The following is a 24347-nucleotide window of genomic DNA, read 5'->3' as shown; positions in this document are numbered from 1 at the left end:
ACGCGCCATCCTGGGGAATGAAGACGAGGAAGAGGTGGAGAAAAGAGGCGAAGGAAGCGGAAGGAAAACTGTGAACCGGTCTGTGAGCAAGGTCCCAGCGCGGCCCTCTCCACCCCGCGCACGGCCGCCGCTACAGTCCGTGGCGAGGGTCGGTCCTACCAGTAAGTAGCTTCAGCGGGAGGCACAGCAATGGCGCGCGAGTCGGAGTCCGGACTGCCCATCGAACCGGTCTATGGGCCCGAGGCCCTGGAGGGCTGGGATCCGGCGGAGAAGCTGGGCGAGCCGGGCAAGTACCCCTTCACCCGTGGTGTCTACCCGTCGATGTACACCGGCCGCCCCTGGACCATGCGCCAGTACGCCGGTTTCGGTACGGCCGTGGAGTCGAACGCGCGCTACAAGCAGCTGATCGCGAACGGCACGATGGGTCTGTCGGTCGCCTTCGACCTGCCCACCCAGATGGGCCACGACTCGGACGCCCCCATCGCGCACGGCGAGGTCGGCAAGGTCGGCGTGGCCATCGACTCGGTCGAGGACATGCGGATCCTGTTCGGCGGCATCCCGCTGGACAAGGTGTCGACGTCGATGACGATCAACGCCCCCGCGGCCCTCCTCCTGCTCATGTACCAGCTGGTGGGGGAGGAGCAGGGCGTCCCGGCCGATCAGCTGACGGGCACGATCCAGAACGACGTGCTCAAGGAGTACATCGCGCGCGGCACGTACATCTTCCCGCCCAAGCCCTCCCTGCGGCTGATCGCGGACATCTTCAAGTACTGCAAGGCCGAGATCCCGAAGTGGAACACGATCTCGATCTCCGGCTACCACATGGCCGAGGCGGGCGCGTCCCCGGCGCAGGAGATCGCGTTCACCCTCGCCGACGGCATCGAGTACGTCCGTACGGCCGTGGCGGCCGGCATGGACGTCGACGACTTCGCGCCCCGCCTGTCCTTCTTCTTCGTCGCCCGTACGACGATCCTGGAGGAGGTCGCCAAGTTCCGCGCCGCGCGCCGGATCTGGGCGCGGGTGATGAAGGATGAGTTCGGCGCGAAGAACCCGAAGTCGCTGATGCTGCGCTTCCACACGCAGACGGCCGGCGTCCAGCTGACCGCCCAGCAGCCGGAAGTGAACCTGGTACGGGTGGCGGTCCAGGGCCTGGGCGCGGTGCTGGGCGGCACGCAGTCGCTCCACACGAACTCCTTCGACGAGGCGATCGCGCTGCCGACGGACAAGAGCGCCCGTCTGGCCCTGCGCACCCAGCAGGTCCTCGCCTACGAGACGGACGTGACGGCGACGGTCGACCCCTTCGCGGGTTCGTACGTCATCGAGAAGATGACCGACGACGTCGAGGCCGCCACGGTCGAGCTGATGGCGAAGGTCGAGGAGCTGGGCGGCGCGGTGTCCGCCATCGAGCACGGCTTCCAGAAGGGCGAGATCGAGCGCAGCGCGTACCGGATCGCCCAGGAGACCGACTCCGGCGAGCGGGTCGTGGTCGGCGTCAACCGCTTCCAGCTCGACGAGGAGGAGCCGTACGAGCCCCTCCGGGTCGACCCGGCCATCGAGGCCCAGCAGGCCGAACGCCTCGCCAAGCTGCGCGCCGATCGCGACCAGTCGGCGGTGGACACGGCCCTGGCCGACCTGAAGAAGGCAGCCGAGGGCACCGACAACGTCCTGTACCCGATGAAGGACGCCCTGCGCGCCCGCGCGACGGTGGGCGAGGTGTGCAACGCGCTGCGGGGGGTTTGGGGGACTTACGTGCCGTCGGATGCGTTCTGAGGGTGCCGACCCGGATACGCTCTGTGAACGGGGTGTATCCGGGGAGGAGCTGGTGTGTCGGTGCCATCACGGCGGCGGACGACGGTCATCGAGGCGGAGGCCTGGCTCACCCGTGAGCTGGAGGGGTACCGGGGGGAGATCCTCTACGGGAGGCTCACCGCGACGCCGTGGGCCGACGGCCCACATCAGGGGACACTGACGCGCCTCATCACGACGTTCTTCGACGCCGGACTGGAGCACGCAGGGCTTAGGTGTCTGCTGGGCATCGGGTTGTGGCTGCCCACAGGGCCGGAGGACTTCGCGGTTCCCGACCTCTCGATCGTCGAGGCGGACTTCCTGAGCACGCACGTCCAGATCAACTGCTATGCGCCCCACGCCTTCCGGATGGTCTTGGAGGTGACCGCCTGCAACTGGTCCGACGACCTCGGCCTCAAGGTCGCCTGCTACGCCGAGGCGGGAATTCCCGTCTACGTCGTGGTCGACCGCCGGCACGACGAGGTGCTGCTCCACCAGAATCCGGTCGGCGGGAGGTACCCCGCTCCCCAGCGTTTCAAGCGTGGCCAGACTGTCCCCGTCCCCGAGTCCGTCGGTGTCACTCTCGACTTCTCGGTGGACACCCTCCTCGACGGCGACTGACCCCGACACCCGAAGGTGGAGTGCCGTACCCCCATGCGACACTCCCTCTCATGTTTGGTGTTATCGACCTCCCGACCTATCTCGCCGGACTCGTCCTGATCGTCCTGCTCCCCGGGCCGAACTCGCTCTACGTGTTGTCGGTCGCCGCCCGTCGTGGTGTGCGGGCCGGGTACACGGCCGCCGCGGGTGTCTGGTGCGGGGACACCGTGCTGATGACCCTGTCCGCGGCCGGGGTCGCCTCGCTGCTGCAGGCCAATGCCGTGCTGTTCGGGATCGTGAAGTACGCCGGGGCCGGATATCTGACGTGGCTGGCGGTCGGGATGCTGCGCGCCGCGTGGGGCATGTGGGGGACCCGGCACGAGCGGGCCGAGGAGAGCGAGGCGGCCGAGACGCCGGTCGTCGAGGAGCGGCCGTACCGGCGGGCGCTGGTGATCAGCCTGTTCAACCCGAAGGCGATTCTGTTCTTCGTCGCCTTCTTCGTGCAGTTTGTGGACCCGGGCTACGCCTACCCGGCCCTCTCCTTCGTCGTCCTCGGTGCCTTCGCCCAGCTCGCCAGCTTCCTGTACCTCACCGCGCTGATCTTCAGCGGGACGAAGCTGGCGGCGGCCTTCCGGCGGCGCAAGCGGCTGTCGGCGGGGGCCACGACCGCGGCGGGCGCCCTGTTCCTGGGCTTCGCCGTGAAGCTCACCCTGGCCAGCGCCTAGCCGCCGCCGGAGCCCTGTACAAACTGGCCTACGGCCGGGGCTTCGACAGCGCCGTGCGCAGTCTCGGCGTCAGCCAGTTCTCCACGTACCGGTTCAGCAGCCAGGCCAGCAGCAGCATGCTCGCCGCCGTCAGCAGGAAGGTGGCGTACGACGGGATGTGCAGCCCCTGGTGCAGAGCCTCGATGACGACCCAGCCCAGGTGTTCGTGGACGAGGTAGAAGGGGTACGTCAGCGCGCCCGCGACCGTCAGCCAGCGCCAGTTGGCCCAGCGCAGCCAGCCGAGGGCGATCGCGGCGACCGCGACGTAGCCGAAGGTGACGACCAGGACGATGCCGTAGGTGGTGCGGTAGGAGAAGCCGTTCGCCTGCGGGGCGTGCCACAGCCCCTGCACCGCGTAGTGCTGGCCGATCAGCCAGCTCACGGCCACGATGCCCCAGGCGTACACGTCCTTGCGGTCGCGGTGTACCAGGTAGAGGCCGACGCCGCCGATGAAGAACGGCGCGTACTGGGGCATCAGGACGATGTCCAGCAGCGGCATCTTCGCGCCCTGCGCGATGGCCGCCGCCAGCGTCCAGCCGGCGCAGAACATGATCACGCGCCGGCGGCTCGCGCCGGGCAGGACGACGCACAGCGCGAAGAGGGCGTAGAAGCGGATCTCCGCCCACAGCGTCCAGCACACGCCCAGTACCCGGTCGACGCCGAGCGGATACTGCATCATCGTGAAGTTGACCAGGGTGTCGCTCGGCGAGACCGTCTTGAACGCGACCATCGGCAGCGCGAACACCACCGTCACGAGGATGATGGCGGCCCAGTACGCGGGCAGCAGCCGGGAGGCGCGGGAGGCGAAGAACGAGCGCAGCGGGCGGCCCCAGCCGCTCATGCAGATGACGAAGCCACTGATCACGAAGAACACCTGGACGCCCAGGCAGCCGTACGCGAAGTACCCGTGCAGCATGGGGAACTGGTGGCGCGGTGAGCTGCCCCAGGCTTTCGCGACCTCGCCGTCGCGGCCGCCGTAGTGGTACGCGGCCACCATCAGCGCGGCGACCAGCCGCAGTCCGTCCAGTGCGCGCAGCCGCGTCTCGCGGGGCCTCGCCGGTTTCGCGGGGGGCGGTGCGTCCGTGAGCGGCAGGACTGCGCGGGCCACGGTGCCCGTGGAGGCCACTTTGGTGGCCTCGGGCGAGTCGATCACAGGTTTCCCCTCAACGGGACTCAGTGGACCCACAGCACGCTAATCCGATTAATAAGGTTTACCTGGCCACCTGGCCGACGATTCGCCCGACGGTCCGTACGTGTTCACCTGTACGTCGTTTCCGGTTCCTGGGCCGGTTGGTGAGGGGCCGGCCCAGGAACCGGTTCAGCGACCCACCGCCCGCTTCAGCGAGCGGGCGCGGCGCGCCACCCGGCGTACGGTGGCGTTGCGCGGGATGAACGCCAGCTGCGCTGGGACGGCGCCCGGCAGCGCCAGCGAGGTGAGGCGCTTGCGCTTGAAGTAGCGCCGGGTGTGGTGGGTCAGATGCTTGGTGAGATAGGCCTCGGTGGCCGGGCGCAGGTCCGGGTAGATCTTCGGCTGCATCGCGAAGCCGACGGCCCGGATGAGGTTCGTCAGTTCCGCCACGTTCATGCTCCGGCGCTGCTCGTTGACCGCCGACTTGTCCGAGAGGTCGGGCAGCAGCGCGTCCACGATGGTGACGGGGACGCGGTTGCTGTTCTCGTACGGAGTGAGGCGGTCGAGGAGGGGCCCGGTGCCGACGCGGGCGACCGGCAGGCCGTACAGCGCGGACGCGGTGAGCAGCGCGGTGGAGAAGCAGCCGACCACCAGGGCGGGGCGCATCCGCTGGTAGAGCACCTCGGCGAGGACGGGCGTGTCGAGGACCGTCAGGTCGACGCCGAGTTTGTCCGCCTCCTTCTCCAGGATCCGCGACCAGCGGGCCGGGGCCGAGGGGTGCGGCTTGAACACCACACGGGTGTGGCCGAGCGCGAGGGCGCCCTTCAGCATCCGTACGTGGAGGTTCTCCTCCTCCTCGGCGGTGAGGATGTCCAGCGCGGAGAGGTACTGGCCGAGCAGGAGGGCCGGTTCGTCGACGAAGGGCAGCTCGTCCCCGGTGTCGACCAGTTCGGCGAGCACCTTCGAGAACGCGTCCGTCGGCACGATCTCGGGCTCGACGCCGAACTCGGTGAGGAGCAGCGGCTTGAGGCCGGGGACGAGGTCGAGGTGGAGGAGGCGGGTCACGCGCGTGCCGACCAGCGGGTCGATCTTGTTGCGGGTGGGGCCGTAGCTCATCAGGCCGTCCGCGTACACGGTGACGGGCGCGCCCATGAAGATCTGCGCGACCCCGAGTGCCGGGTTGACCTGGATCGACTCGACGGCCAGCTCGATGTCGTCGTCGCCGAGGTTCCAGGCGAGCCGCAGATGCCGCTCCCAGAGGGGTACGTCGTCGGGCCGCGGGGCCCAGCCGCCCGGGTGGAAGGGGGAGATGGTCTCGTTCCAGGAGATCACCTCGTCGAAGCGGTCGCGCAGCTGCTCGAACCCGGGCATCTCGTCGACGCCGGGCGTCGTCTCGGGCGTCGCCGCGTTGTTGGAGACGAGCAGGATGCGCCGGTCGACGGGCCGGAAGCAGTCGGTGTCCAGGGCCGCGGCGAGCGTGGCCGTGCCGTACAGCGTGGACGCCATGAAGATCTGGGTGGTCACGCGGCCACCCCCGTGGCGGGAGCCGGGCGGCGGCGCAGCCGGCGCAGCCGTGTCGCGCGCTGGACGTCCATCGAGTCGAGGGCGTCGTCGAGCACGTCCTGCGGCATGTTCCGCAGCGCGACGGCGCTCATCGACTTCAGTTTCCGTGCCACCGCCGGCTCGAACCTTTCGATGGATCCCAGGTGATGGGAAATGATGGCGCAATAGGTGCGCACGGCTTTGGGCAGGAGTTTCTCCGCGTCGCGGTCCGCGGCGGTTTCCGCCACCACCTGGTCGAACGCGCGAATGAAGTCGAGCTGGCGTACGTCACCGATCTGGGTGAGGGAGGAGGCCACACCACGCCGGTAGAACACACCGAGAAGCCCCACCGTGGCGAAGGAATCCGCCTCCCGGTGCAGCTTCCAGATCCAGGGCCGGTCCTCGGCCGTTCGCAGGCCGTCGGTGAAGTGCAGCAGCCCCCGGTCGACCAGCCGGCGGTGGTACATGCCCGCCCAGGCGTAGGCGTAGTCGACGGAGGTGGAGCGGTCGGCGGGCAGTATCGCGTCGCGGGGATTCAAGACGACTCCCCGTCGGCCGTGCGGGACCCGGTGGATGGTGCGGGCCCGCGCGGTGCACTGGACGTGGTCCGTGCGGACGAAGTCGCAGCCCAGTCTCTCGATGGAGGAGACGAGCTGCTCGTAGTAGCCAGGGGCGAGCCAGTCGTCCCCGTCGAGGAACGTGAGGTATTCGCCGTGCGCCGCGTCGATGCCCGTGTTGCGCGCGGTCGCCAGCCCTCCGTTCTTCTCGTGTCGGACATACACCGCGCCGGGGAGCTCGCGCTCCGCGCGCGCGAGAATGTCCGGTGTCTCGTCGCGCGAACAGTCGTCGACGAGAATGAATTCGAAGTCCTCACGTGCGTTCGCACGCAGGCTCTTCAGGGTGTCGGGCGCATATTGCTGCACGTTGTAGAACGGCACGATGACGGAGAGCTTGACCACCCCTGTGACGTTAGGCGGCGGCCCGGCATTCGTCTTGACCGTTGGTGAGATGTCGGGTGAACGACACGTGGCGAAGCCGTGAACCCAGCTGATTTCCGGCTGGATCGCGGCCCGATTCGCCATTCGTCGATGTGCTGTTAACCGTTTGTTGTATTCGGGTTGGGCCGCAACTCGGAATGGCTTCCTAGCGTCTTGGACGTGCCAGCAAGTACCACGAAGTTCCTGCGGGTCGCCGTTCTAGCGGATTCCGATACCCGGTGGAAATGGGGCTCGCTCACCGCGAACCGCATTTCACCTGCCGAATCGTCTAATTCGGACATTCAAGAATCGGACATTCGTCTCGACGGTTATCTCCTGCGCGGCCGTGCGACCCCCACCGCCCGCCAGCTCGAAGAAGTCGGCGTCCGCGCGGATTCCCTCCGTGAGGTGACCGCCGTCGAATTCCTGCGCGCCATGGAGCGGGAGGAGTACGACCTCCTGGTCCTCGCCCTCGTCGGCGGTGGCGTCCAGGCGATCCTGCACGGCCTCGCCCACGCCTGGAAGGGGCGGACGAAGCGGCCCGTGGTCGTCACCGGCTATGTCGGCGTCGTCTACGAGAAGCTCGCCGACGGCCTGCTGCTGCGGCACGGCGCGGACCTCGTCCTCGCCAACTCCCGCCAGGACGCGGACCGTTTCCGGGCCGTGTACGAGGGAGTGGGCGCCGACGCCTCCTCGGTGACGGAGGTGGCGCTGCCCTTCCTCGGCGGGAAGCCGTACGTCGGCGGCCAGGACCCGTACACGGTCGTCTTCGCCGCCCAGCCCTCCGTACCGGAGAGCCGCAAGGACCGTACGTACCTGCTGGACCGGCTGATCCAGCACGCCCGGCTGCACCCGGACCGCGAGGTGCTGCTGAAGCTGCGCTCCAAGCCGGGCGAGCACACCACGCACATCGAGGAGCTGCCCTACCAGAAGCTGGCGCAGAAGACCGATCTGCCCGCCAACTTCCGGCTGGTGTACGGGCACATGGGCGAGGTGCTCGACCGCACCGACCTGCTGGTCACCATCAGCTCCACGGCGGCCCTGGAGTCCCTGCACCGCCGTATCCCCACCGTCGTCCTCAGCGACCTCGGGGTGCGCGAGGCGCTCGGCAACCACCACTTCGTGGGCTCCGGCTGCCTCGCCTCCTGGGACCAGCTCGACACCGGGCACGAGCCGACGCCCGACCCGGCGTGGGTGGCCCGGCAGGGCGTCGCCGCTGGGGGTCCCTCCGGGGGAGGCTCGTACGAGACGGCCTTCGACGCGGCGCGCGCCCGGATCACCGAGCTGCTGGCGGGCCCCGGGCTGGCGCCCCTCACCCCCTACTACACGCCCGTCACCGCCCCCGGCTACCTCCCCGGGATTCTCGCCCGCCACCACCTCGCCCCGGACGGCAGCCCGCTGCCCGGCGCCCCCGCGGCCGACAAGGCGCCCAGCCCCGTACGGCAGATCGTGCGCCGGGCGGCGCGCGGCGCCTACCGCCACGGAGTGCAGCGCGTGGCCCCCGTGATCCGGCGGATGGGGGAGCTGTGACCGCCGCCGATCCCTCAAGCCTTCCTCGTGTCCCTCGTCAAGGAGAACAGCGCATGACCAACTCGGAAGCGGGCCCAGCGGCACCGGTGCGCCGTGTGCTAGCGGTGATTCCCGCGCGCGGCGGCTCCAAGGGCGTCCCCGCGAAGAACCTCCTCCCGGTCGGCGGTGTGCCGCTGGTGGCCCGCGCGGTGCGCGAGTGCCGGGCGACGCGGCTCGTCACGGACGTCGTGGTCTCCACCGACGACCAGGCGATCGCCCGCGCCGCCCGTGAGGCCGGCGCCGAGGTCGTGCTGCGCCCCGCCGCCATCGCCGGTGACACCGCCACCTCCGAGGCCGCCGTCCTGCACGCCATGGACGCCCACGAGGCCCTGCACGGCGCCCCGGTCGACGTGGTGCTGCTCGTCCAGTGCACCAGCCCGTTCATCCTCCGCGAGGACATCGACGGTGTCGCCGCGGCGGTCGTCGAGAACGGCGCCGACACCGCCCTGACGGTCGCCCCGTTCCACGGCTTCATCTGGCGCGACGCGGCCGACGACCCGGCGGCCGTCGACACCTCCCGCACGTCCGAGGTCGCCGGCGCCACCAAGGTCGCCCACTCCACGGCGACGGTCACCGCCACCGCCACCGCCACCGACGGCGGCGGCTACGGCGTCAACCACGACAAGTCCTTCCGCCCCCGTCGCCAGGACCGTCCCCAGGACCTCCTGGAGACCGGCGCGGCGTACGCCATGGACGCGGCGGGCTTGCGCGAGCACCAGCACCGCTTCTTCGGGCGTACGGAACTCGTGCGCACCGACCCGGCCCGGGTGCTGGAGATCGACGACCCGCACGACCTCGCCCGCGCCCGGGCCCTCGCGCCGCTCTTCGACGCTAACAGGCCTGGCGCCCTCCCGACCGCCGAAGACATCGACGCGGTCGTCCTCGACTTCGACGGCACCCAGACCGACGACAGGGTGCTGATCGACTCCGACGGACGGGAGTTCGTCTCCGTGCACCGCGGAGACGGTCTCGGTATCGCCGCCCTGCGCAAGAGCGGGCTGACGATGCTGATCCTGTCCACGGAACAGAACCCGGTCGTCGCCGCCCGGGCCCGGAAGCTCAAGATCCCGGTCCTGCACGGCATCGACCGCAAGGACCTCGCACTGAAGCAGTGGTGCGAGGAGCAGGGCATCGCGCCTGAGCGCGTGCTCTACGTCGGCAACGACGTCAACGACCTCCCGTGCTTCGCCCTCGTCGGCTGGCCCGTGGCGGTCGCGAGCGCCCACGACGTCGTGCGCGGCGCCGCACGCGCGGTCACCACCGTCCCCGGTGGCGACGGCGCGATCCGAGAGATCGCCAGCTGGATCCTCGGCCCTTCTCTCGACTCCCTCGACAAGTAAGGAACTTCTCCACCATGAGCACCAACTCCCGTCTGCGCCAGTTCGGTTCGAAGACCGCCGGCCCCGGCCACCCCGTCTACGTCGTCGGCGAGATCGGCATCAACCACAACGGCGAGCTCGGACACGCCTTCAAGCTGATCGACGCCGCCGCCGAGGCCGGCTGCGACGCCGTCAAGTTCCAGAAGCGCACCCCGGAGATCTGCACCCCGCGCGACCAGTGGGACATCGAGCGCGACACCCCCTGGGGCCGCATGACCTACATCGACTACCGCCACCGCGTGGAGTTCGGCGAGGACGAGTACCGCCAGATCGACGAGTACGCCAAGAGCAAAAACATCGACTGGTTCGCCTCCCCGTGGGACACCGAGGCCGTCGCCTTCCTGGAGAAGTTCGACGTCCCGGCCCACAAGGTCGCCTCCGCCTCCCTGACCGACGACGAGCTGCTGCGCTCCCTGCGTGCCACCGGCCGTACGGTCATCCTCTCCACGGGCATGTCGACCCCGAAGCAGATCCGCCACGCGGTGGAGGTGCTGGGCTCGGACAACATCCTCCTGTGCCACGCCACGTCCACGTACCCGGCGAAGGCCGAGGAGCTCAACCTCCGCGTCATCAACACCCTCCAGGCCGAGTACCCGAACGTCCCGATCGGCTACTCCGGCCACGAGACGGGCCTGCAGACCACGCTGGCCGCCGTCGCCCTCGGCGCCACGTTCGTCGAGCGCCACATCACCCTCGACCGCGCGATGTGGGGCTCCGACCAGGCCGCCTCCGTCGAGCCGGGGGGCCTCACGCGCCTCGTCCGCGACATCCGCACCATCGAGGCCTCCCTCGGTGACGGCGTCAAGAAGGTCTACGAGTCCGAGCTCGGCCCCATGAAGAAGCTGCGCCGCGTCACGGGCGTCGTCGCCGAGGCGGAGATCGCCGCGGCCGCGGGCGAGCCGCTCGCGGTCTGAGGTCCTGACCTCTCGCACCCCCCACGCGTTACGTCTTACCTCCTTACGACAACTCCTTCCGACGGGACGGTCGTACGTCGATGAGCCCCCGCGCCGGATCCACCGGCCCCCACACTCTCGCCTTCGTCGAGAGTCCGGTACAGCTCCTGAACGTGCTTGAGTGGGCGCACACCGCCACCCACGACGGCACGGCGCACGGCGCGGGGCTCACCCTCGTCGTTCTGTCCCCCAATGACCCGATGACCCGCGGCCAACTGCGCCGGATGGCCGAACTGGCCCGCGACGAGGGCCACGCGATCCGCTGGGAGGAGGCGCGCGGCGGCACCACGGCGCCCTTCCACACGATCGGCGGGCTCGCCCCGCTGCTGCGCAGGGCACGCCGGATCGTGATGGGAGACCCGTTCTCCCGCTACGTCCAGCTGCTCCTGACCATCACCCGCGCCCCCGACCTGGTCGTGGTCGACGACGGCACGGCGACGATGGAGTTCGTCGCCCAGCTCGCCCGCGGCGAACGCCTGGTCCGCTGGCACCGCAAGGGCGGTCGTCCGGGCGTGCGTGACCTGCTGTTCGCCCCGGTGTCCTCCTCGGCCCGGCGCCGGCTGACACCGAGCGAGCACCGTACGGTCGAGGTGTTCTCGTCGATGCCGATCGACGAGACCCCGGACGGCGTCCGCGTCACCGCCAACGACTTCTCCTGGACCCGCGCCCGCTTCGGTCCGCCGCGCCTGACCAAGAGCGCGGACCTGGTCGGCACCTCGCTCGTCGAGACGGGCGTGGTCGACGGGGACCGTTACCTGGAGGCGGTCCGCGCCCTCGCCAGGACCCACGGCGCGACCCGCTACTTCGCCCACCGCCGCGAGAGCACGGAGAAACTCCACCGCCTCGCCGCGGAGACGCGCCTGGAGATCGTCCGCCCCGACCTCCCCCTCGAACTGATCGCCCGCCGCGGCCCCATCGGCCGCACCATCCTCAGCTTCCCCTCCACGGTCGTCCACACCCTCCCGCTGGCCCTGGCCGGCACCGAGGTCCGCGTCGCCGTCTGCGACATCGACCCGGCATGGCTGACCGAAAACGCCTCGCCGCGGGCACAGGGCTTCCTGTCCGGGGTGACGGGGACGGCACGGGACGTACACCGGTTGTCCTCGGTGGCGGCTGTTTAACACTTTCCGGGCCCGGTGGGCCCGCCGGGGCATTTCTCGCCCGGCGGGCCCACCGGGTTTTTCTCGTACCCTCCACGGGCGCACCCGGGATGTCTACGCGCATCCTCCACAGACGACGCACCGAACAGACATACGTTGTTCGTCGGCTGTCCACAGATCGCGCGTGGGACCGACATGATCCAGCCATTGAATCTCCCCGCACGGCACCAATCGGTCGCCGCACGCCTGTTCCGTTTACGCAGTGGGGGGACCACACGTGGCGTCCGCACATGTGGAGTCCGACAGATCGGATTCCGACAGACCCGCGCCCCGGCGGCCGTACGCCGCTCGTGGGCTCGGTGACCGGATCTTCCGGTACCAACTGACAGCCAGCGGTGTCGTCGTCCTCGCCATCATGGCGGGAGTTGGCCTCTTCCTGCTCCTGAGAGCCGGTCAGGCCCTCAAGGCCACCGGCTTCTCCTTCCTCACCACCGCCGAATGGCAGCCGGACGTCCACCGGTTCGGTATCGCGGCCGTGCTCACCGGCACCTTGCTGATCGCCGCCGTCGCGGTGACGCTCTCCGTGCCGCTGGCCGTCGGGACCGCGCTGTTCATCTCCGACGTCGCCCCGCGCAAGCTGCGCCGCACCCTCGTGACGATGGTCGACCTGATGGCGGCCGTACCGTCGGTGGTGTACGGACTGTGGGGGCTGTTCTTCCTCCAGCAGCATGTGATCGGACTGTCGCGCTGGCTGTCCACCTGGTTCGGCTGGATACCCCTGTTCACGGTGGACGGTGCCCAGCCGGGCGAGCCGCTCGCCTCCGACAGCGTCTACACCGCCTCCACCTTCGTCGCGGGGATCGTCGTCGCCCTCATGGTCGCGCCGATCCAGTGCTCGGTGATGCGCGAGGTCTTCGCCCAGGCCCCGGCCGGCGAACGCGAGGGCGCCTACGCGCTCGGCGCCACCCGCTGGGGAATGATCCGCTCCGTCGTCCTGCCGTACGGCAAGGCCGGCATCATCGGCGGCACCATGCTGGGCCTCGGCCGGGCGCTCGGCGAGACGATCGCGGTCTACCTGATCATCTCGCCGGTCTTCACCATCCAGCCGCACATCCTGCAGACCGGCTCGAACTCGGTCTCCTCGCTGATCGCCCTGCACTACGGCGACGCCTCCACCTTCGGCATGTCGGCGCTGATGGCGGCGGGCCTGGCGCTGTTCCTGCTCACCCTGGCGGTCAACTTCACCGCCTCCTCGGTCGTGGCCCGCTCCCGGTCCGGCGCACAGAGCGAGGCATGAGATGACCGTCGTAGAAGAGACTCTTGTCCCGGCCGCTCCGGCTGCCGCCCCGGCCGGGGCCCCTTCGGCCCCCGCGCCGGAGCCCGCCCTGCCCCCCGACCGGCCCCGCCGCATCGGCGGCGTCAGCCGCTCGGGCGTGCTGTCCCTCATCGGCGCCGCCGCCTCCGGGCTGTGCGTGACGATCCTGCTGTACGGCGAACTCGCCTCGTTCTCCGGCGCGTTGGGCTTCACCCTCACCGCCTACCTGCTCTTCCTCGCGATCTACGCGGTGTTGACGGGATTCGAAGAAGACGGGCAGGCCGTACGCGACCGCGTCATGACCGTCGTGCTGTGGACCGCGGCCACGCTGCTGTTCACGGCGCTCGTCCTCGTCGTCGGCTTCACCGCCTGGCGCGGCCGGGAGGCGCTGCCGCACGGCAACTTCTTCACCCAGGACATGCAGGCGGCGGGCCCGCTCGACCCCCTGACGAACGGCGGCATCGCCCACGCGATGCTCGGCACCCTCACCATGACCGCCATCGCGCTCGCGATCACGATCCCGCTGGGTCTGGCCTGCGCGGTCTACCTGAACCAGATCCCGGGGCGCTTCTCCCGCTTCGTGCGCACCATCGTCGAGGCGATGACCGCGCTGCCCTCGATCGTGGCGGGCCTGATGGTGTACGCCGTCTGGATCCTCGGCCTCGGCATGCAGAAGTCGGGCCTCGCGGCGGGCTTCGCGATCAGCGTGATGATGCTGCCGATCGTGATCCGCGCCGCGGACGTGGTGCTCCGGCTGGTGCCGGGGACCCTGACCGAAGCGGCCGAGGCGCTCGGCGCACCGCGCTGGCGCACCGTCTGGCACGTGATCCTGCCCACCGCACGCTCCGGCCTCGCCACGGCCGTCATCCTCGGCACCGCGCGCGGCATCGGCGAGACCTCTCCCGTCCTGCTGACCGCCGGTTTCACGGCGGCGCTCAACACCGACCCCACCAGCGGGCCGATGGTGTCCCTGCCGCTGGCCGTCTTCAACTTCGTCAAGTCGCCCCAGCCGACCATGATCGCGCGCGGCTTCGGCGCGGCGGCCGTCCTCATGGCCCTGGTCCTGGTGCTGTTCGTGATCGCCCGTGTGATCGGTGGCCGCGGCCCCGGCCACCAGACCAAGCGGCAGGCCCGCCGCACCGCCCGCGCCTCACGGCAGGACATGGCGCGCTTCGACGAACTGCACGCCCCCGGCCTGTCCCTGTTCGAAGGCCCGGCCCCGCTGCCCGGGAAAACCGTCACCCCCGGCCCGTCCGCGCTCGACGCCGCCGGCCCCCGCCCCGAAGCGTCCGCCACAGCCGACCCCACCGCCTCCGGAGAGAACGACTGATGCGCAGCCACCTCACCACCGCCCGTCGGCGCCTGCGCGCGCTGGGGACCCTGGGCGCCCTGTTCGGCGTGATCGCCGGACTGCTGGCCGGGCCCGCGGCGGCAACCGCCACGGCCGAGAGCTACACCCCGGTCGCCGGGGCCGGCTCCACCTGGGCCGAGAACGCCATCGACCAGTGGCGCAAGGCCGTCAACCAGTACGGCATGCGGATCAGCTACGCCGGCAACGGCTCCTCCGACGGCCGTCGCCAATTTCTCAGCAACACCGTCGACTTCGCGGTCTCGGACATCCCCTTCCAGACCCACCCGACCGACGGCTCGGCCGCCGAACGCCCCTCGGCCGGCAGTTACGCGTACATGCCGATCGTGGCCGGCGGCACCGCCTTCATGTACCACCTGACCGTCAACGGCAAGAGGGTCACCAACCTCCGCCTCTCCGGAGACGTCGTCACCAAGATCTTCACCGGCGCCGTCAAGACCTGGGACGACCCGGTGATCAAGGCCGACAACCCGGGGCTGCAGCTTCCGCACCGCCCCGTCGTGCCCGTCGTCCGCTCCGACGGCTCGGGCTCCACCGCCCAGTTCACGATGTGGATGGCCAACCAGCACACGTCGCTGTGGCAGGCGTACTGCGGGAAGGTCGGCCGTTCCGGGGCCTGCGGGCAGACCTCGTACTACCCGACCGTGCCCGGCATGATCGCCCAGTCCGGTGACCCGGGTGTGGCGGGCTACGTCGCCCAGAACTACGGCGAAGGTGCCATCGGCTACGTCAACTACTCGTACGCCATCAACGAGGGCTATCCGGTCGCCAAGGTCCTCAACCACGCGGGCTACTACACCGAGCCGACCCCGAAGAACGTCGCCGTCTCGCTCCTCAAGGCGCAGATCAACACGGACAAGAGCTCCGCCGACTACCTCACCCAGCAGCTCGACGGCGTCTACAACGACAGCGACAAGCGCAACTACCCGCTGTCCAGCTACTCGTACATGATCCTGCCCCTGAAGGTGCAGGGCATCTTCACCGAGGCCAAGGGCAAGACGCTCGGCGCCTTCTCGTACTACTTCATGTGCCAGGGCCAGCAGCAGATGCCCCAGCTCGGCTACTCACCGCTGCCGATCAACCTGGTCCAGGCGGGCTTCGACCAGATCCGCCGGATCCCGGGCGTGCAGGCCAAGAACATCAACATCAAGGGCTGCAACAACCCGACCTTCTCCAGCGACGGGCGCAACAAGCTCGCCGAGACCGCCCCCTACCCGGCGGCCTGCGACAAGCAGGGCGCCGCGGCCTGCAACACCGGCAGCGGCGGCGCCAAGGCGGGCTCCGGCTCGGGCGGTTCGAGCGGCTCGACGTCCGGCGGTGCGACGACGTCCGGTGGCTCTACGGGAGGGACCACCGGCGGCGGCTCGGCCGGCGGCAGCGCGGCGAGCGGCGGCAGCGGACAGCCGTCCGTCGACCCCGACACCGGGCAGACCGTGGCGCCGGGCGGAACCGGGGCAGCCACCGGCGGCAGTGGCACCGCCGTCGACGGCACCGTCGCCCTCGCCCAGCCGATCGCCGTGGCCGGGAAGAGTGGTTGGACCAGCACCCAGACACTGATGCTGCTCGCCGCGGCCCTGGTGCTCGGCCTGCTGCTCCTGCCGTCCCTCGTCTCTCGGGCGATGGCCGGGCGGACCGGGAGCGGCGCGAAGGACGACACGAAGGACGTCATGGACGGGGGTGCGCGATGAAGCGCGTACGCAACCTGCTGGTGCGCCTCGTCGCCGGCGCCGCCGTGGGCGCGCTGGCGGGCCTCGCGGTCGCCCAGACCGCCCAGCCCGCCACCGCCGCGAGCGGCACCGGCTCCGCCGTCACCGTCTCCGGGCGCGGCGAGTTCAAGGACATGAAGTTCACGGTCGACCAGACCAAGCACCTCACCAGCCAGGCGATCACCGTCTCCTGGAGCGGCGGTACCCCGACCGCCCTCGCGGGCACGCTGTTCAACACCGACTTCGTCCAGATCATGCAGTGCTGGGGCGACGACGACGGCACCGTCCCGGCCAACCCCGGCCCGTCGCGCACCCAGTGCCAGTACGGCGCCTCCCCGACCACCGACCGGGGCAACTGGCCGGGCAACGAGTACGACGACACCCGCAAGATCTTCTACAGCGCCGACCCCAGCAACTACGGCCAGGACGACCGCTACGGCGCCGGCGGCGTCTCGGGACAGGGCGAGGTGCCCTTCAAGTCCGTCGACGGCACGCTGATCACCTCCGGCACCCAGAACAACGCCCTGTACAGCCGCAACACCACCAACGAGGTCGACTTCGCCCGCACCGGCGCCGACGGCAAGGGCCAGGAGTTCTTCGAGGTGCAGACCGCCAACGAGGCCCCGCACCTGGGCTGCGGCGTCCCGGTGACGGAGAACGGCCGTACGGCGCCCCGCTCCTGCTGGCTGGTGATCGTCCCGCAGGGCCACCTCGACCTCGACGGCAAGCCGTACGCCGACACCAGCCAGGTCAACGCCGGCTCCCCGGTCTCCTCCACCAACTGGAAGAACCGCATCGCCGTCAAGCTCGACTTCAACTCCGTCGGCACCAACTGCGCCCTCGGCTCCGACGAACGCGCCACCACCGGCAGCGAACTCGCCGCCGACGCCATGACCAGCTGGCAGGCGGCCCTGTGCCCGACCGGCAAGGTGTTCGGCTACACCGAGCTCGGTGAGCCCGACACCCGCGCCCGCCTCACCAGCGACGGCTCCTCCGGGCTCGCCTTCACCACCCGCGCCCTCGGCGCGGACACCGGGACGACCGCCCCGACCGACAGCACCGTCTATGCGCCCACCGCGCTCTCGGGCACCGTCATCGGCTTCACCATCGAACGCAGACCCAAGGCCGGAGCCTCCGACGCGACCCGCCGCCTCGCCGGAACCAAGGTCGAGTCCATCGACCTCACGCCCCGGCTGGTCGCCAAGCTGCTCACCGAGTCCTACCGCAACTCCCCCTGGGGAGCGGTCCTCAGCTCCACCGTCGCCAAGGGCTACGGCTGGGCGAAGAACAACCCGGCGGGCCTGGCGAGCGACCCCGAGTTCATCGCGCTCAACCCCGAGTTCGCGGACCTGTCGGTCCCCGAGACCCCGGCCACCGACACCGACCTGCTGACCTCGCTCGGCCGCACCGACTCCGCCCGCGCCGTCTGGCAGTGGATCGTCGCCGACAAGGAGGCCCGCAACTTCCTCGCGGGCGTGTCCGACGACTGGGGGATGCGCGTCAACCCGTACTTCAGCACCAACGCGGACCTGAACCCGACCGGTTTCGCCTTCGACCCGGCGGGCACCGACACGTACCCCAAGAGCGACCCCTGGTGCACGGTCCCGCCCAACTCCGGTGCCACCGAAGACAACAAGCAGTGCATGATCGACTTCCACCCGTATGTGACGGACATGCACTCCGGCGCCCTGCACACCCGGCGCGCCGACAGCCTGTGGAAGGCGACCTGGGACCCGCTGGCCAGCCCGCCCGCGTACAAGAGCCCCGGCCCGCAGACGGTGGGCTCCCGGTTCGTGATCACCGTCACGGACGCGGCCTCCGCCGCCCGCTACGGCCTGCAGACCGCACGGCTGCGCAACACGGCGGGTAAGTTCGTCGCGCCCACCACCGCGTCCCTCACCGCCGCCGCGGCGAGCGCGTCCGGCGCCCACGCCGCCGAGATCAGCCCCACCAAGGCCACCGCGAAGGGCGCGTACCCGCTCGCGCAGCTGGTGTACGCGGCCGTACGTCCCGCCAAGCTCGACGCGGCCGCCCGCAAGGACTACGCGGCACTGCTGACGTACGCGGCCGGCACCGGGCAGGTTCCCGGCGCGGACCCGGGCCTGCTCCCGGCCGGCTACGCCCCGCTGTCGAAGGTGCAGCGCGCGAAGACGACCCACGCCGCCGACGCCCTCGCCCACTACACCGGGCCGTCCGCCACGGACGGCGGTTCCTCCGGCGGATCGAGCGGCGGTGGCACCGGTGGCACGGATGGCGGCTCCGGCGGTACGTCGGGCGGGGGCACCTCCGGCGGCGGTACGGGCGACGGCGGTACGGCATCGGGTGGCGGCGGGAGCGCGAGCCCCACGCCCAGCGGCGCGCCCTCGTACGACGGCGGCAAGGCCGTCGCGACCACGGCCGCGGGCACCACGCCGGCCGACCCGGCGAACACGCTCCGCTACGCCGTCCCGCTCGGCGCGGCGCTCGGCGCCGTGGCCGGCCTCGGCGCACCCTTCGCGGGCGGCAGCCGACTCCGCTTCCCGCTCCGCGTCCCCCTCCCCGGCGGCCGCACCCTGACCATCCCTGCCCTCACCCTCCCGGAACGGCTGCGCAAACTGCTGCCGCCCGGCCGGGACTGACCCCGTGCCACGGCCGCACCGCCCCGAGGCTCCGGGCCAGGAGAGCCAGGCCCGTATGGACCGGGGCCCCCGGCCAGGGGAGTCCGGCCCGCCGGGCCCAGGTTCTCGGACGACGGAGCCGGGCCCGCCGGGCTCGGGCTCTCGGACAGGGGAGTCCGGCCCGCTGGGCTGAGGCTCTCGACGAGGGAGACGAGGGAGACGAGGGGGTCGGGCCTGCCGGGCCCAGGCTCCCGCACAACGGAGCCAGACCCCTCCTGGGTCCCACGCTCCACAACGACGGAGCCAGGTCCGCCCGGGCCGGGGCTCCCCACAGACGGCCGTCCGCCCCGAAAGGCAGTCGGGGCGGACGGCTCGACCCCCCACCCTGCCAGATCCACCAGATCCACCAGATCCACCAGATCCACCTGATCCACCAGATCCACCTGATCCACCAGATCCACCTGATCCACCCGACGCAGAACCGACGCACAACCTCAGGAGATCCTCGATGCGCAGAATGCGCCTCACGGCAGCCATGGTCGCCGCCGCCGCGGTGTCCGGCACGCTGGCTCTCGCGAGCCCGGCGTCCGCCGACCCCACCCCCGCCGGGACGTTCCGCCAGCTCGTCGGCGTGGGTTCCGACACCACCCAGGACGTCCTCAACGCCCTCGCCGGTGACACCGTGAACGGCAAGAGCTACGCCGACACCGCCGTGAAGGCGGGCGACGCGGGCATCGCCTCGTACGACGCGTTCGTGCCCGGCGCCGCCACCTCCACCATCCAGACCCGCTCCGGCGGTCCGACCTTCCTGCGCCCCAACGGGTCCGGCCCGGGCCGCGCCGCCCTCAGCATGTCGCTGACGGGTGACAAGTTCCCGAACTCGACCGGTGTCGCCACCAAGGGACAGGTCGACTTCGCCCGCTCCTCCGGCGGCCCGAGCACCTCCGGCACCACCCTCACCTACGTCCCGTTCGCCCGGGACGCGGTGGGCGTCGCGGTCCGCGGCTCGGCCCTCGACACGCTGACGGTCGACCAGCTGCACGACATCTACGCCTCCGGCGACAGCCGCCTGAAGGTGCTGAACGGCCAGACCCTGCACGCGGTCCTCCCGCAGGCCGGCTCCGGCACCCGCAAGTTCTTCCTCGCGGCGATCGGCCTCACCGAGCTCACGGTCTCCCCGGAAATCCCGACCGTCCAGGAGAACCAGGCCAACGCCGCGCTCACCGAGGACGGCGCGCTCGTCCCGTTCTCCGTGGGCAGCTGGATCGCCCAGAACAACGGCATCGCCCCCGACTACAGCAAGACCGCGGTCGCCGCCGGCGCCCACCTGGCCAGCGTCCAGCTGCCCGGCGACACCGGCGCCACCAACCCGGTGACCACGGTGAACGGCAAGCTCACCCCGGTCAGCGGCTACTTCGACAACGCCACCTTCGGCCGCGACGTCTACAACGTCGTCCCGAGCCGCGCGATCGACCCCACCAGCATCTTCTTCGACAAGGCGCTGTACGACGTCTTCGTCACCAGCGGCACCCACGAGGCGGCCCTCGCCTCCGACACCGCCGAGAAGGTCATCGCCGACTTCGGCTTCCTGAACGAGTCGTACAACGGCTCGATCAACCCGGCCAAGCACGCCAAGCTCGGCGGCCTGGAGGAGTCGGGCGTCGACGTCAACACGCCCAACGCGCCCGCCCTGAAGGCCACCCCCGGTGACGCGAGCCTCAAGCTGAGCTGGACCGCCCCCACCCCCGCGCCCGCGCTCCCGGTCACCGACTACCGCGTCACGCTGACCGGTTCGGACGGCGCCGTCGTGGCCGTCAAGGACGTCCCGGCCACCACCACGTCGTACAGCTTCACCGGCCTGGCCATCGGCACCTACACCGCCTCGGTCTCCGCCGCCAACCTCAACGGCACGGGCTCCGCCGCCTCCTGGACCGGCGCCGTCAAGTACACCAGCTCCGTGAAGGCCACCGCCGCCACGACGGCGTACGGCAAGATCCCCAAGGTCGTCGTCGCCGTCACCGGCTCGCACGGCGTCGTCGCGAGCGGCAAGGTGACCGTCAAGGACGGCACCACCACGCTCGGCACGGGCACCCTGGACAGCTCCGGCAAGGTCACCATCGGCCTGTCCAACCACCTCAAGGTCGCCACGCACACCCTCTCGGTGTCCTACGGCGGCAGCACCAAGCTCAACGCGTCCTCGACGACCGCCAAGCTGACGATCACCAAGGCGACCGCGTCGGTCAGCAGCACCGCGCCCGCCTCGATCAGCCACACCGGCCACGCCAAGGTCGCCGTGAAGGTCACCGCGGCCGGCACCACGCCGACCGGCACGGTCCGCGTCTACGAGGGCTCGCACGTCCTCGCCACCGGCACCCTGAGCGGCGGCAAGGTGACCATCACCCTGCCCAAGCTGAGCCGTGGCAAGCACACCCTGCACGTGTTCTACGTGGGCTCCACGACGGTGAACTCGAAGAACGGCGCGAGCTTCATCATCAAGTCCACCTGACGCGACACCGGTTGGACCCTTTGATTCCCACCCCTGCCGGGGAGGCCGCGACCGCGGTCTCCCCGGCAGGCCCCCTCACCAAAGCCACCAAAGCCACCGAAGTCATCGAAGTCATCGAAGTCACCGAAGGAGACGCGTCGCCGTGACGGTCGCCGTACAGACCACGCTCGCCACGCCCGCGCCGCGGCTGCGCGTTCGGGGCGTCACCGCCGTGCGGCACCTCGCCCGGGGTGGCCTGCTCACCCTGGCAGCCCTGCTGCTCGGCCTCACCGCGCAACTGCTGCTCGTCAGCGGCATCCAGGAACGCGCCGCCCAGCACGCCGCGTACGACGCACTGCGTGCCCAACTCGCCCTCGGTACCGCCCCGGTGGCCCAGATCGACCAGCAGGGCAAACTGCTCGCGCCCGGCACCCCGGTCGCGCTCATCGACATCCCCGCCGTCCACGTCCACCAGGTCGTCCTGGAAGGCACCGACTCCGCCGTCCTCACCGACGGCCCCGGCCACCGCCGGGACACCCCGATGCCCGGGCAGGCCGGCACCAGTGTGCTGATGGGCCGCGCGGCCGCGTACGGCGGTCCCTTCGGCCGCCTCGACGAGCTCGCCATGGGCAACACGCTCACCGTGACCACCGGCCAGGGCAAGGCGGTGTACCAGGTTCTCGGCGTACGACGGGCCGGTGACCCGGCGCCCGCCGCCGTGGCCTCCGGCAAGGGCCGCCTGGTCCTGGTGACGGCCACCGGCCCGCGCTTCATGCCCGGCGGTGTGCTGCGTGTCGACGCCGACCTGATCTCCGCGCCCGCCCAGACCCCGGCCGCCGTCATCCGCTCGGGCACGCTCCCGGAGTCCGAACAGCCGCTGGCCCGCCCCTCCGGCGTGCCGTGGCCGCTGGTCATGTGGCTCCAGGCGCTGGTGGCCGTCGCCGTCGCCGCGGTGTGGACCTGGCACCGCTGGGGCCGGCACCAGACGTGGATCGTGTTCGCGCCGGTCGTCGCGGTGCTCGGCCTCCAGGTCGCCGTCCGCACCACCGAACTGCTGCCCAACCTGATGTGACCCCGCGGCCGAGGCCCGCTGTGGACCCCCTGACCGACCGACCCGACCCCGCCATGAGGTGCCCGACGTGACCGATGCGACCGCCGCGCTCAACAGCGCCGCGCCCGAGACCACCCCGACCCGAACCGAGACGGCCGTCGCCGACCCCGCCGTGGCCGACCCCGCTGTGGCCGACACCGCCGTGGCCGACACCGCCGTCCTGCCGCCCGTTCCGGCCGGTGCGCCCCCGCTGTCCGGTCCGCCCGCGGCCCCCGCGACGCTCGAAGCCCGTGCGGTCTCGGCCTGGTTCGGCAGCCACCAGGTGCTGGAACGGGTCTCCCTCACCATGCCCGCCGGACAGGTCACCGCCCTGATCGGCCCCTCCGGCTGCGGCAAGTCGACCTTCCTGCGCACGCTCAACCGGATGCACGAACTGATCCCCACGGCCGCGATGGGCGGCGAGGTGCTCTTCGAGGGCGAGGACATCTACGCCCCCCAGCGCCGGCTGACCGACGCCCGCCGCCGGATCGGCATGGTCTTCCAGAAGCCCAACCCGTTCCCCGCCATGTCGATCTACGACAACGTCGTCGCGGGCCTGCGTCTGACGGGCACGCGCGTGAGCCGCCACGAGAAGGACGAGCTGGTCGAGGAGAGCCTGACCCGGGCCGGCCTGTGGAAGGAGGTGCGGGACCGCCTCCGCCAGCCAGGCGGCGCGCTCTCCGGCGGCCAGCAGCAACGCCTGTGCATCGCCCGCGCCCTGGCCGTACGCCCCCGGGTGCTGCTGATGGACGAACCGTGCTCGGCGCTCGACCCCACGTCCACCCGCCGGGTCGAGGAGACCATCCACGAGCTCGCTGGCCAGGTGACCGTCGTGATCGTCACCCACAACATGCAGCAGGCGGCCCGCGTCTCCCAGCAGTGCGCGTTCTTCCTCGCCGAGCAGGGCACCCCCGGCGGCATCGTCGAGCACGGCCCCACCGACTACATCTTCAGCACGCCGAAGGATCAGCGCACGGCGGACTATGTGGCGGGCCGCTTCGGCTGACATCCTCGGCTCCATGCCGATCGGACGCCCCGTCATCAAACGCCGTACGCTCCTCACCGCGCTCGCGACGGCCCCCGTCCTGAGCACCGTCTCGGCCGCCGCGCCCGCCATGCCCGCGGCGGCAGCCGACGAACAGGCCTCGAACACCGCCCTCTACGCCAACCCCGTCTGGACCGAGGGCGTGGACTGGGGCCGCAGGTCCAGACGGCACCTGGTCGACGACCAGAGCGTGACCGGCCGCGCGCCCGTCATCCGGACCACGGTCATCGCCCCGCACGGCGGCGGCATAGAAGGGGGCACCTCGGAACTCTGCCTGGCGATAGCCGGTTACGCCCCGTCCGACCTCGCGCCCACCCCGGACGGGGGCCCGGTGCACGACTTCTGGATGTTCGAGGGCCTGATGAGAACCGGAAACACGGATCTGCACGTCACATCGACCCACTGCGACGACACGATCGCGCGCTCCCTGTGTGCCGGCAGCCTCAACGTGCTGTCCCTCCACGGGTGCAGCCCCGAGCAGGCCGGCCTGGAGGCCGGAGCCGCGGCGGTACTCGTCGGAGGCCTCAACGCCACCTTCCGGCAGTACCTCACGGAGGAGTTCACCGCGGCCGGCATCCGCGCGGTGACCGCGTCCGACGAGGAGGAGATCGCCGGCGTCTCCCCGGACAACATCTGCAACCGCACGCTGCTCGGCATGGGTGTCCAGCTGGAGATCACCACGGCCCTGCGCGCCTCGATGTTCGCCACCGGCAAGAATACGGTGGCCGACCGCGCGACCAACCTGCTGCCGTCCTTCTGGACCTTCGTGGCAGGGGCACGCAAGGCGATCGACCGCGTCGAGGCCGGCCAGACGGTGCTGTAAGCCCCGCCGGGCCGGGCGACCGCACCGGCGGTCGAGGACGGTGACGTATCGCTCCAACTGTGCGGCGGCCCCCTGTTCTCTCACCCCATGGCAGCTCCCGCCCCAAGCCTCTACGGCCG

The 24347-nt window shown here is 70.8% G+C and carries 18 protein-coding genes; 15 read left to right on the top strand and 3 right to left on the bottom strand.

Going from position 1 to position 24347, the window contains the following annotated elements; all coding sequences use genetic code 11:
- Positions 1-189: 189 nt before the first annotated feature.
- The 3 genes from OG747_RS16780 to leuE are packed head-to-tail and all read left to right on the top strand — an operon-like array spanning position 190 to position 3110.
- Complete coding sequence (locus OG747_RS16780) at positions 190-1770, top strand: methylmalonyl-CoA mutase (protein ID WP_405880153.1); 1581 nt, start codon at positions 190-192, stop codon at positions 1768-1770.
- Between the two features lie 54 nt (positions 1771-1824).
- On the top strand, positions 1825-2406 hold the full coding sequence (locus OG747_RS16775; protein ID WP_405880152.1) for a Uma2 family endonuclease: 582 nt from the start codon (positions 1825-1827) through the stop codon (positions 2404-2406).
- 50 nt (positions 2407-2456) lie between these two features.
- Positions 2457-3110, top strand: coding sequence for a leucine efflux protein LeuE (leuE, locus tag OG747_RS16770; protein WP_405880151.1), 654 nt, complete (start codon positions 2457-2459; stop codon positions 3108-3110).
- A gap of 28 nt (positions 3111-3138) precedes the next feature.
- Here leuE and OG747_RS16765 read toward each other — a convergent pair whose 3' ends face one another.
- The 3 genes from OG747_RS16765 to OG747_RS16755 all read right to left on the bottom strand — a co-directional run bounded on the left by OG747_RS16765 (position 3139) and on the right by OG747_RS16755 (position 6779).
- Positions 3139-4242: an acyltransferase family protein gene (locus tag OG747_RS16765; RefSeq protein ID WP_405885563.1), complete on the bottom strand. Its 1104-nt coding sequence runs from the start codon at positions 4240-4242 to the stop codon at positions 3139-3141.
- A gap of 225 nt (positions 4243-4467) precedes the next feature.
- Entirely contained in the window at positions 4468-5802 is a 1335-nt protein-coding gene (locus tag OG747_RS16760) for an alpha-2,8-polysialyltransferase family protein (RefSeq protein WP_405880150.1), read from the bottom strand.
- Positions 5799-6779 carry a glycosyltransferase family 2 protein gene (locus tag OG747_RS16755; protein WP_405880148.1) on the bottom strand — a complete coding sequence of 327 codons (981 nt, stop codon included), beginning with the start codon at positions 6777-6779 and terminating at the stop codon, positions 5799-5801. The genes OG747_RS16760 and OG747_RS16755 overlap by 4 nt, the downstream gene beginning before the upstream one ends.
- Positions 6780-6977: 198 nt before the next feature.
- On the opposite strand from OG747_RS16755, the gene OG747_RS16750 reads away from it, so the two are divergent.
- From OG747_RS16750 to OG747_RS16695, 12 genes are all read left to right on the top strand, one after another.
- A complete protein-coding gene (locus tag OG747_RS16750; RefSeq protein WP_405880147.1) occupies positions 6978-8327 on the top strand; it encodes a DUF6716 putative glycosyltransferase in 1350 nt (449 codons plus the stop codon).
- A gap of 53 nt (positions 8328-8380) precedes the next feature.
- A complete protein-coding gene (locus tag OG747_RS16745; RefSeq protein WP_405880146.1) occupies positions 8381-9706 on the top strand; it encodes a cytidylyltransferase domain-containing protein in 1326 nt (441 codons plus the stop codon).
- 14 nt (positions 9707-9720) lie between these two features.
- Positions 9721-10659 (top strand): N-acetylneuraminate synthase family protein, encoded by a 939-nt coding sequence (locus OG747_RS16740; RefSeq protein WP_405880145.1) that lies wholly within the window; start codon positions 9721-9723, stop codon positions 10657-10659.
- Positions 10660-10739: 80 nt separating this feature from the next.
- Positions 10740-11819 carry a hypothetical protein gene (locus OG747_RS16735; RefSeq protein ID WP_405880144.1) on the top strand — a complete coding sequence of 360 codons (1080 nt, stop codon included), beginning with the start codon at positions 10740-10742 and terminating at the stop codon, positions 11817-11819.
- Positions 11820-12075: 256 nt separating this feature from the next.
- Positions 12076-13095, top strand: coding sequence for a phosphate ABC transporter permease subunit PstC (gene pstC, locus OG747_RS16730; protein WP_405880143.1), 1020 nt, complete (start codon positions 12076-12078; stop codon positions 13093-13095).
- A 1-nt stretch (position 13096) separates the two neighbouring features.
- Positions 13097-14443, top strand: a complete 1347-nt coding sequence (pstA, locus tag OG747_RS16725) for a phosphate ABC transporter permease PstA (protein WP_405880142.1) — start codon at positions 13097-13099, stop codon at positions 14441-14443.
- Positions 14443-16170 carry a substrate-binding domain-containing protein gene (locus tag OG747_RS16720; RefSeq protein ID WP_405880141.1) on the top strand — a complete coding sequence of 576 codons (1728 nt, stop codon included), beginning with the start codon at positions 14443-14445 and terminating at the stop codon, positions 16168-16170. The genes pstA and OG747_RS16720 overlap by 1 nt, the downstream gene beginning before the upstream one ends.
- On the top strand, positions 16167-18806 hold the full coding sequence (locus OG747_RS16715; protein WP_405880140.1) for a hypothetical protein: 2640 nt from the start codon (positions 16167-16169) through the stop codon (positions 18804-18806). Before OG747_RS16720 ends, OG747_RS16715 begins: the two co-directional genes overlap by 4 nt.
- A gap of 487 nt (positions 18807-19293) precedes the next feature.
- Complete coding sequence (locus tag OG747_RS16710) at positions 19294-21291, top strand: Ig-like domain repeat protein (RefSeq protein ID WP_405880139.1); 1998 nt, start codon at positions 19294-19296, stop codon at positions 21289-21291.
- 142 nt (positions 21292-21433) lie between these two features.
- Positions 21434-22342, top strand: a complete 909-nt coding sequence (locus OG747_RS16705; RefSeq protein ID WP_405880138.1) for a sortase — start codon at positions 21434-21436, stop codon at positions 22340-22342.
- Positions 22343-22571: 229 nt separating this feature from the next.
- A complete protein-coding gene (gene pstB, locus OG747_RS16700) occupies positions 22572-23366 on the top strand; it encodes a phosphate ABC transporter ATP-binding protein PstB (RefSeq protein WP_405885562.1) in 795 nt (264 codons plus the stop codon).
- A gap of 13 nt (positions 23367-23379) precedes the next feature.
- Positions 23380-24228 carry a poly-gamma-glutamate hydrolase family protein gene (locus tag OG747_RS16695; protein WP_405880136.1) on the top strand — a complete coding sequence of 283 codons (849 nt, stop codon included), beginning with the start codon at positions 23380-23382 and terminating at the stop codon, positions 24226-24228.
- The last annotated feature ends 119 nt before the right edge of the window (positions 24229-24347 follow it).

This window comes from Streptomyces sp. NBC_01384, from assembly GCF_045040035.1.
In the GTDB taxonomy this organism is placed as follows: domain Bacteria; phylum Actinomycetota; class Actinomycetes; order Streptomycetales; family Streptomycetaceae; genus Streptomyces.
The sequence above is the reverse complement of the archived record's forward strand: the minus strand, read 5'-3'. Positions and strand labels throughout refer to the sequence as shown.

Bases quoted from the DNA above. Each gene is read 5' to 3' on its own strand.
- OG747_RS16780 (WP_405880153.1), top strand. From the start codon at position 190: ATGGCGCGCGAGTCGGAGTCCGGACTGCCCATCGAACCGGTCTATGGG.
- leuE (WP_405880151.1), top strand. From the start codon at position 2,457: ATGTTTGGTGTTATCGACCTCCCGACCTATCTCGCCGGACTCGTCCTG.
- OG747_RS16745 (WP_405880146.1), top strand. From the start codon at position 8,381: ATGACCAACTCGGAAGCGGGCCCAGCGGCACCGGTGCGCCGTGTGCTA.
- OG747_RS16740 (WP_405880145.1), top strand. From the start codon at position 9,721: ATGAGCACCAACTCCCGTCTGCGCCAGTTCGGTTCGAAGACCGCCGGC.
- OG747_RS16735 (WP_405880144.1), top strand. From the start codon at position 10,740: ATGAGCCCCCGCGCCGGATCCACCGGCCCCCACACTCTCGCCTTCGTC.
- pstA (WP_405880142.1), top strand. From the start codon at position 13,097: ATGACCGTCGTAGAAGAGACTCTTGTCCCGGCCGCTCCGGCTGCCGCC.
- OG747_RS16720 (WP_405880141.1), top strand. From the start codon at position 14,443: ATGCGCAGCCACCTCACCACCGCCCGTCGGCGCCTGCGCGCGCTGGGG.
- OG747_RS16715 (WP_405880140.1), top strand. From the start codon at position 16,167: ATGAAGCGCGTACGCAACCTGCTGGTGCGCCTCGTCGCCGGCGCCGCC.
- OG747_RS16710 (WP_405880139.1), top strand. From the start codon at position 19,294: ATGCGCAGAATGCGCCTCACGGCAGCCATGGTCGCCGCCGCCGCGGTG.
- OG747_RS16695 (WP_405880136.1), top strand. From the start codon at position 23,380: ATGCCGATCGGACGCCCCGTCATCAAACGCCGTACGCTCCTCACCGCG.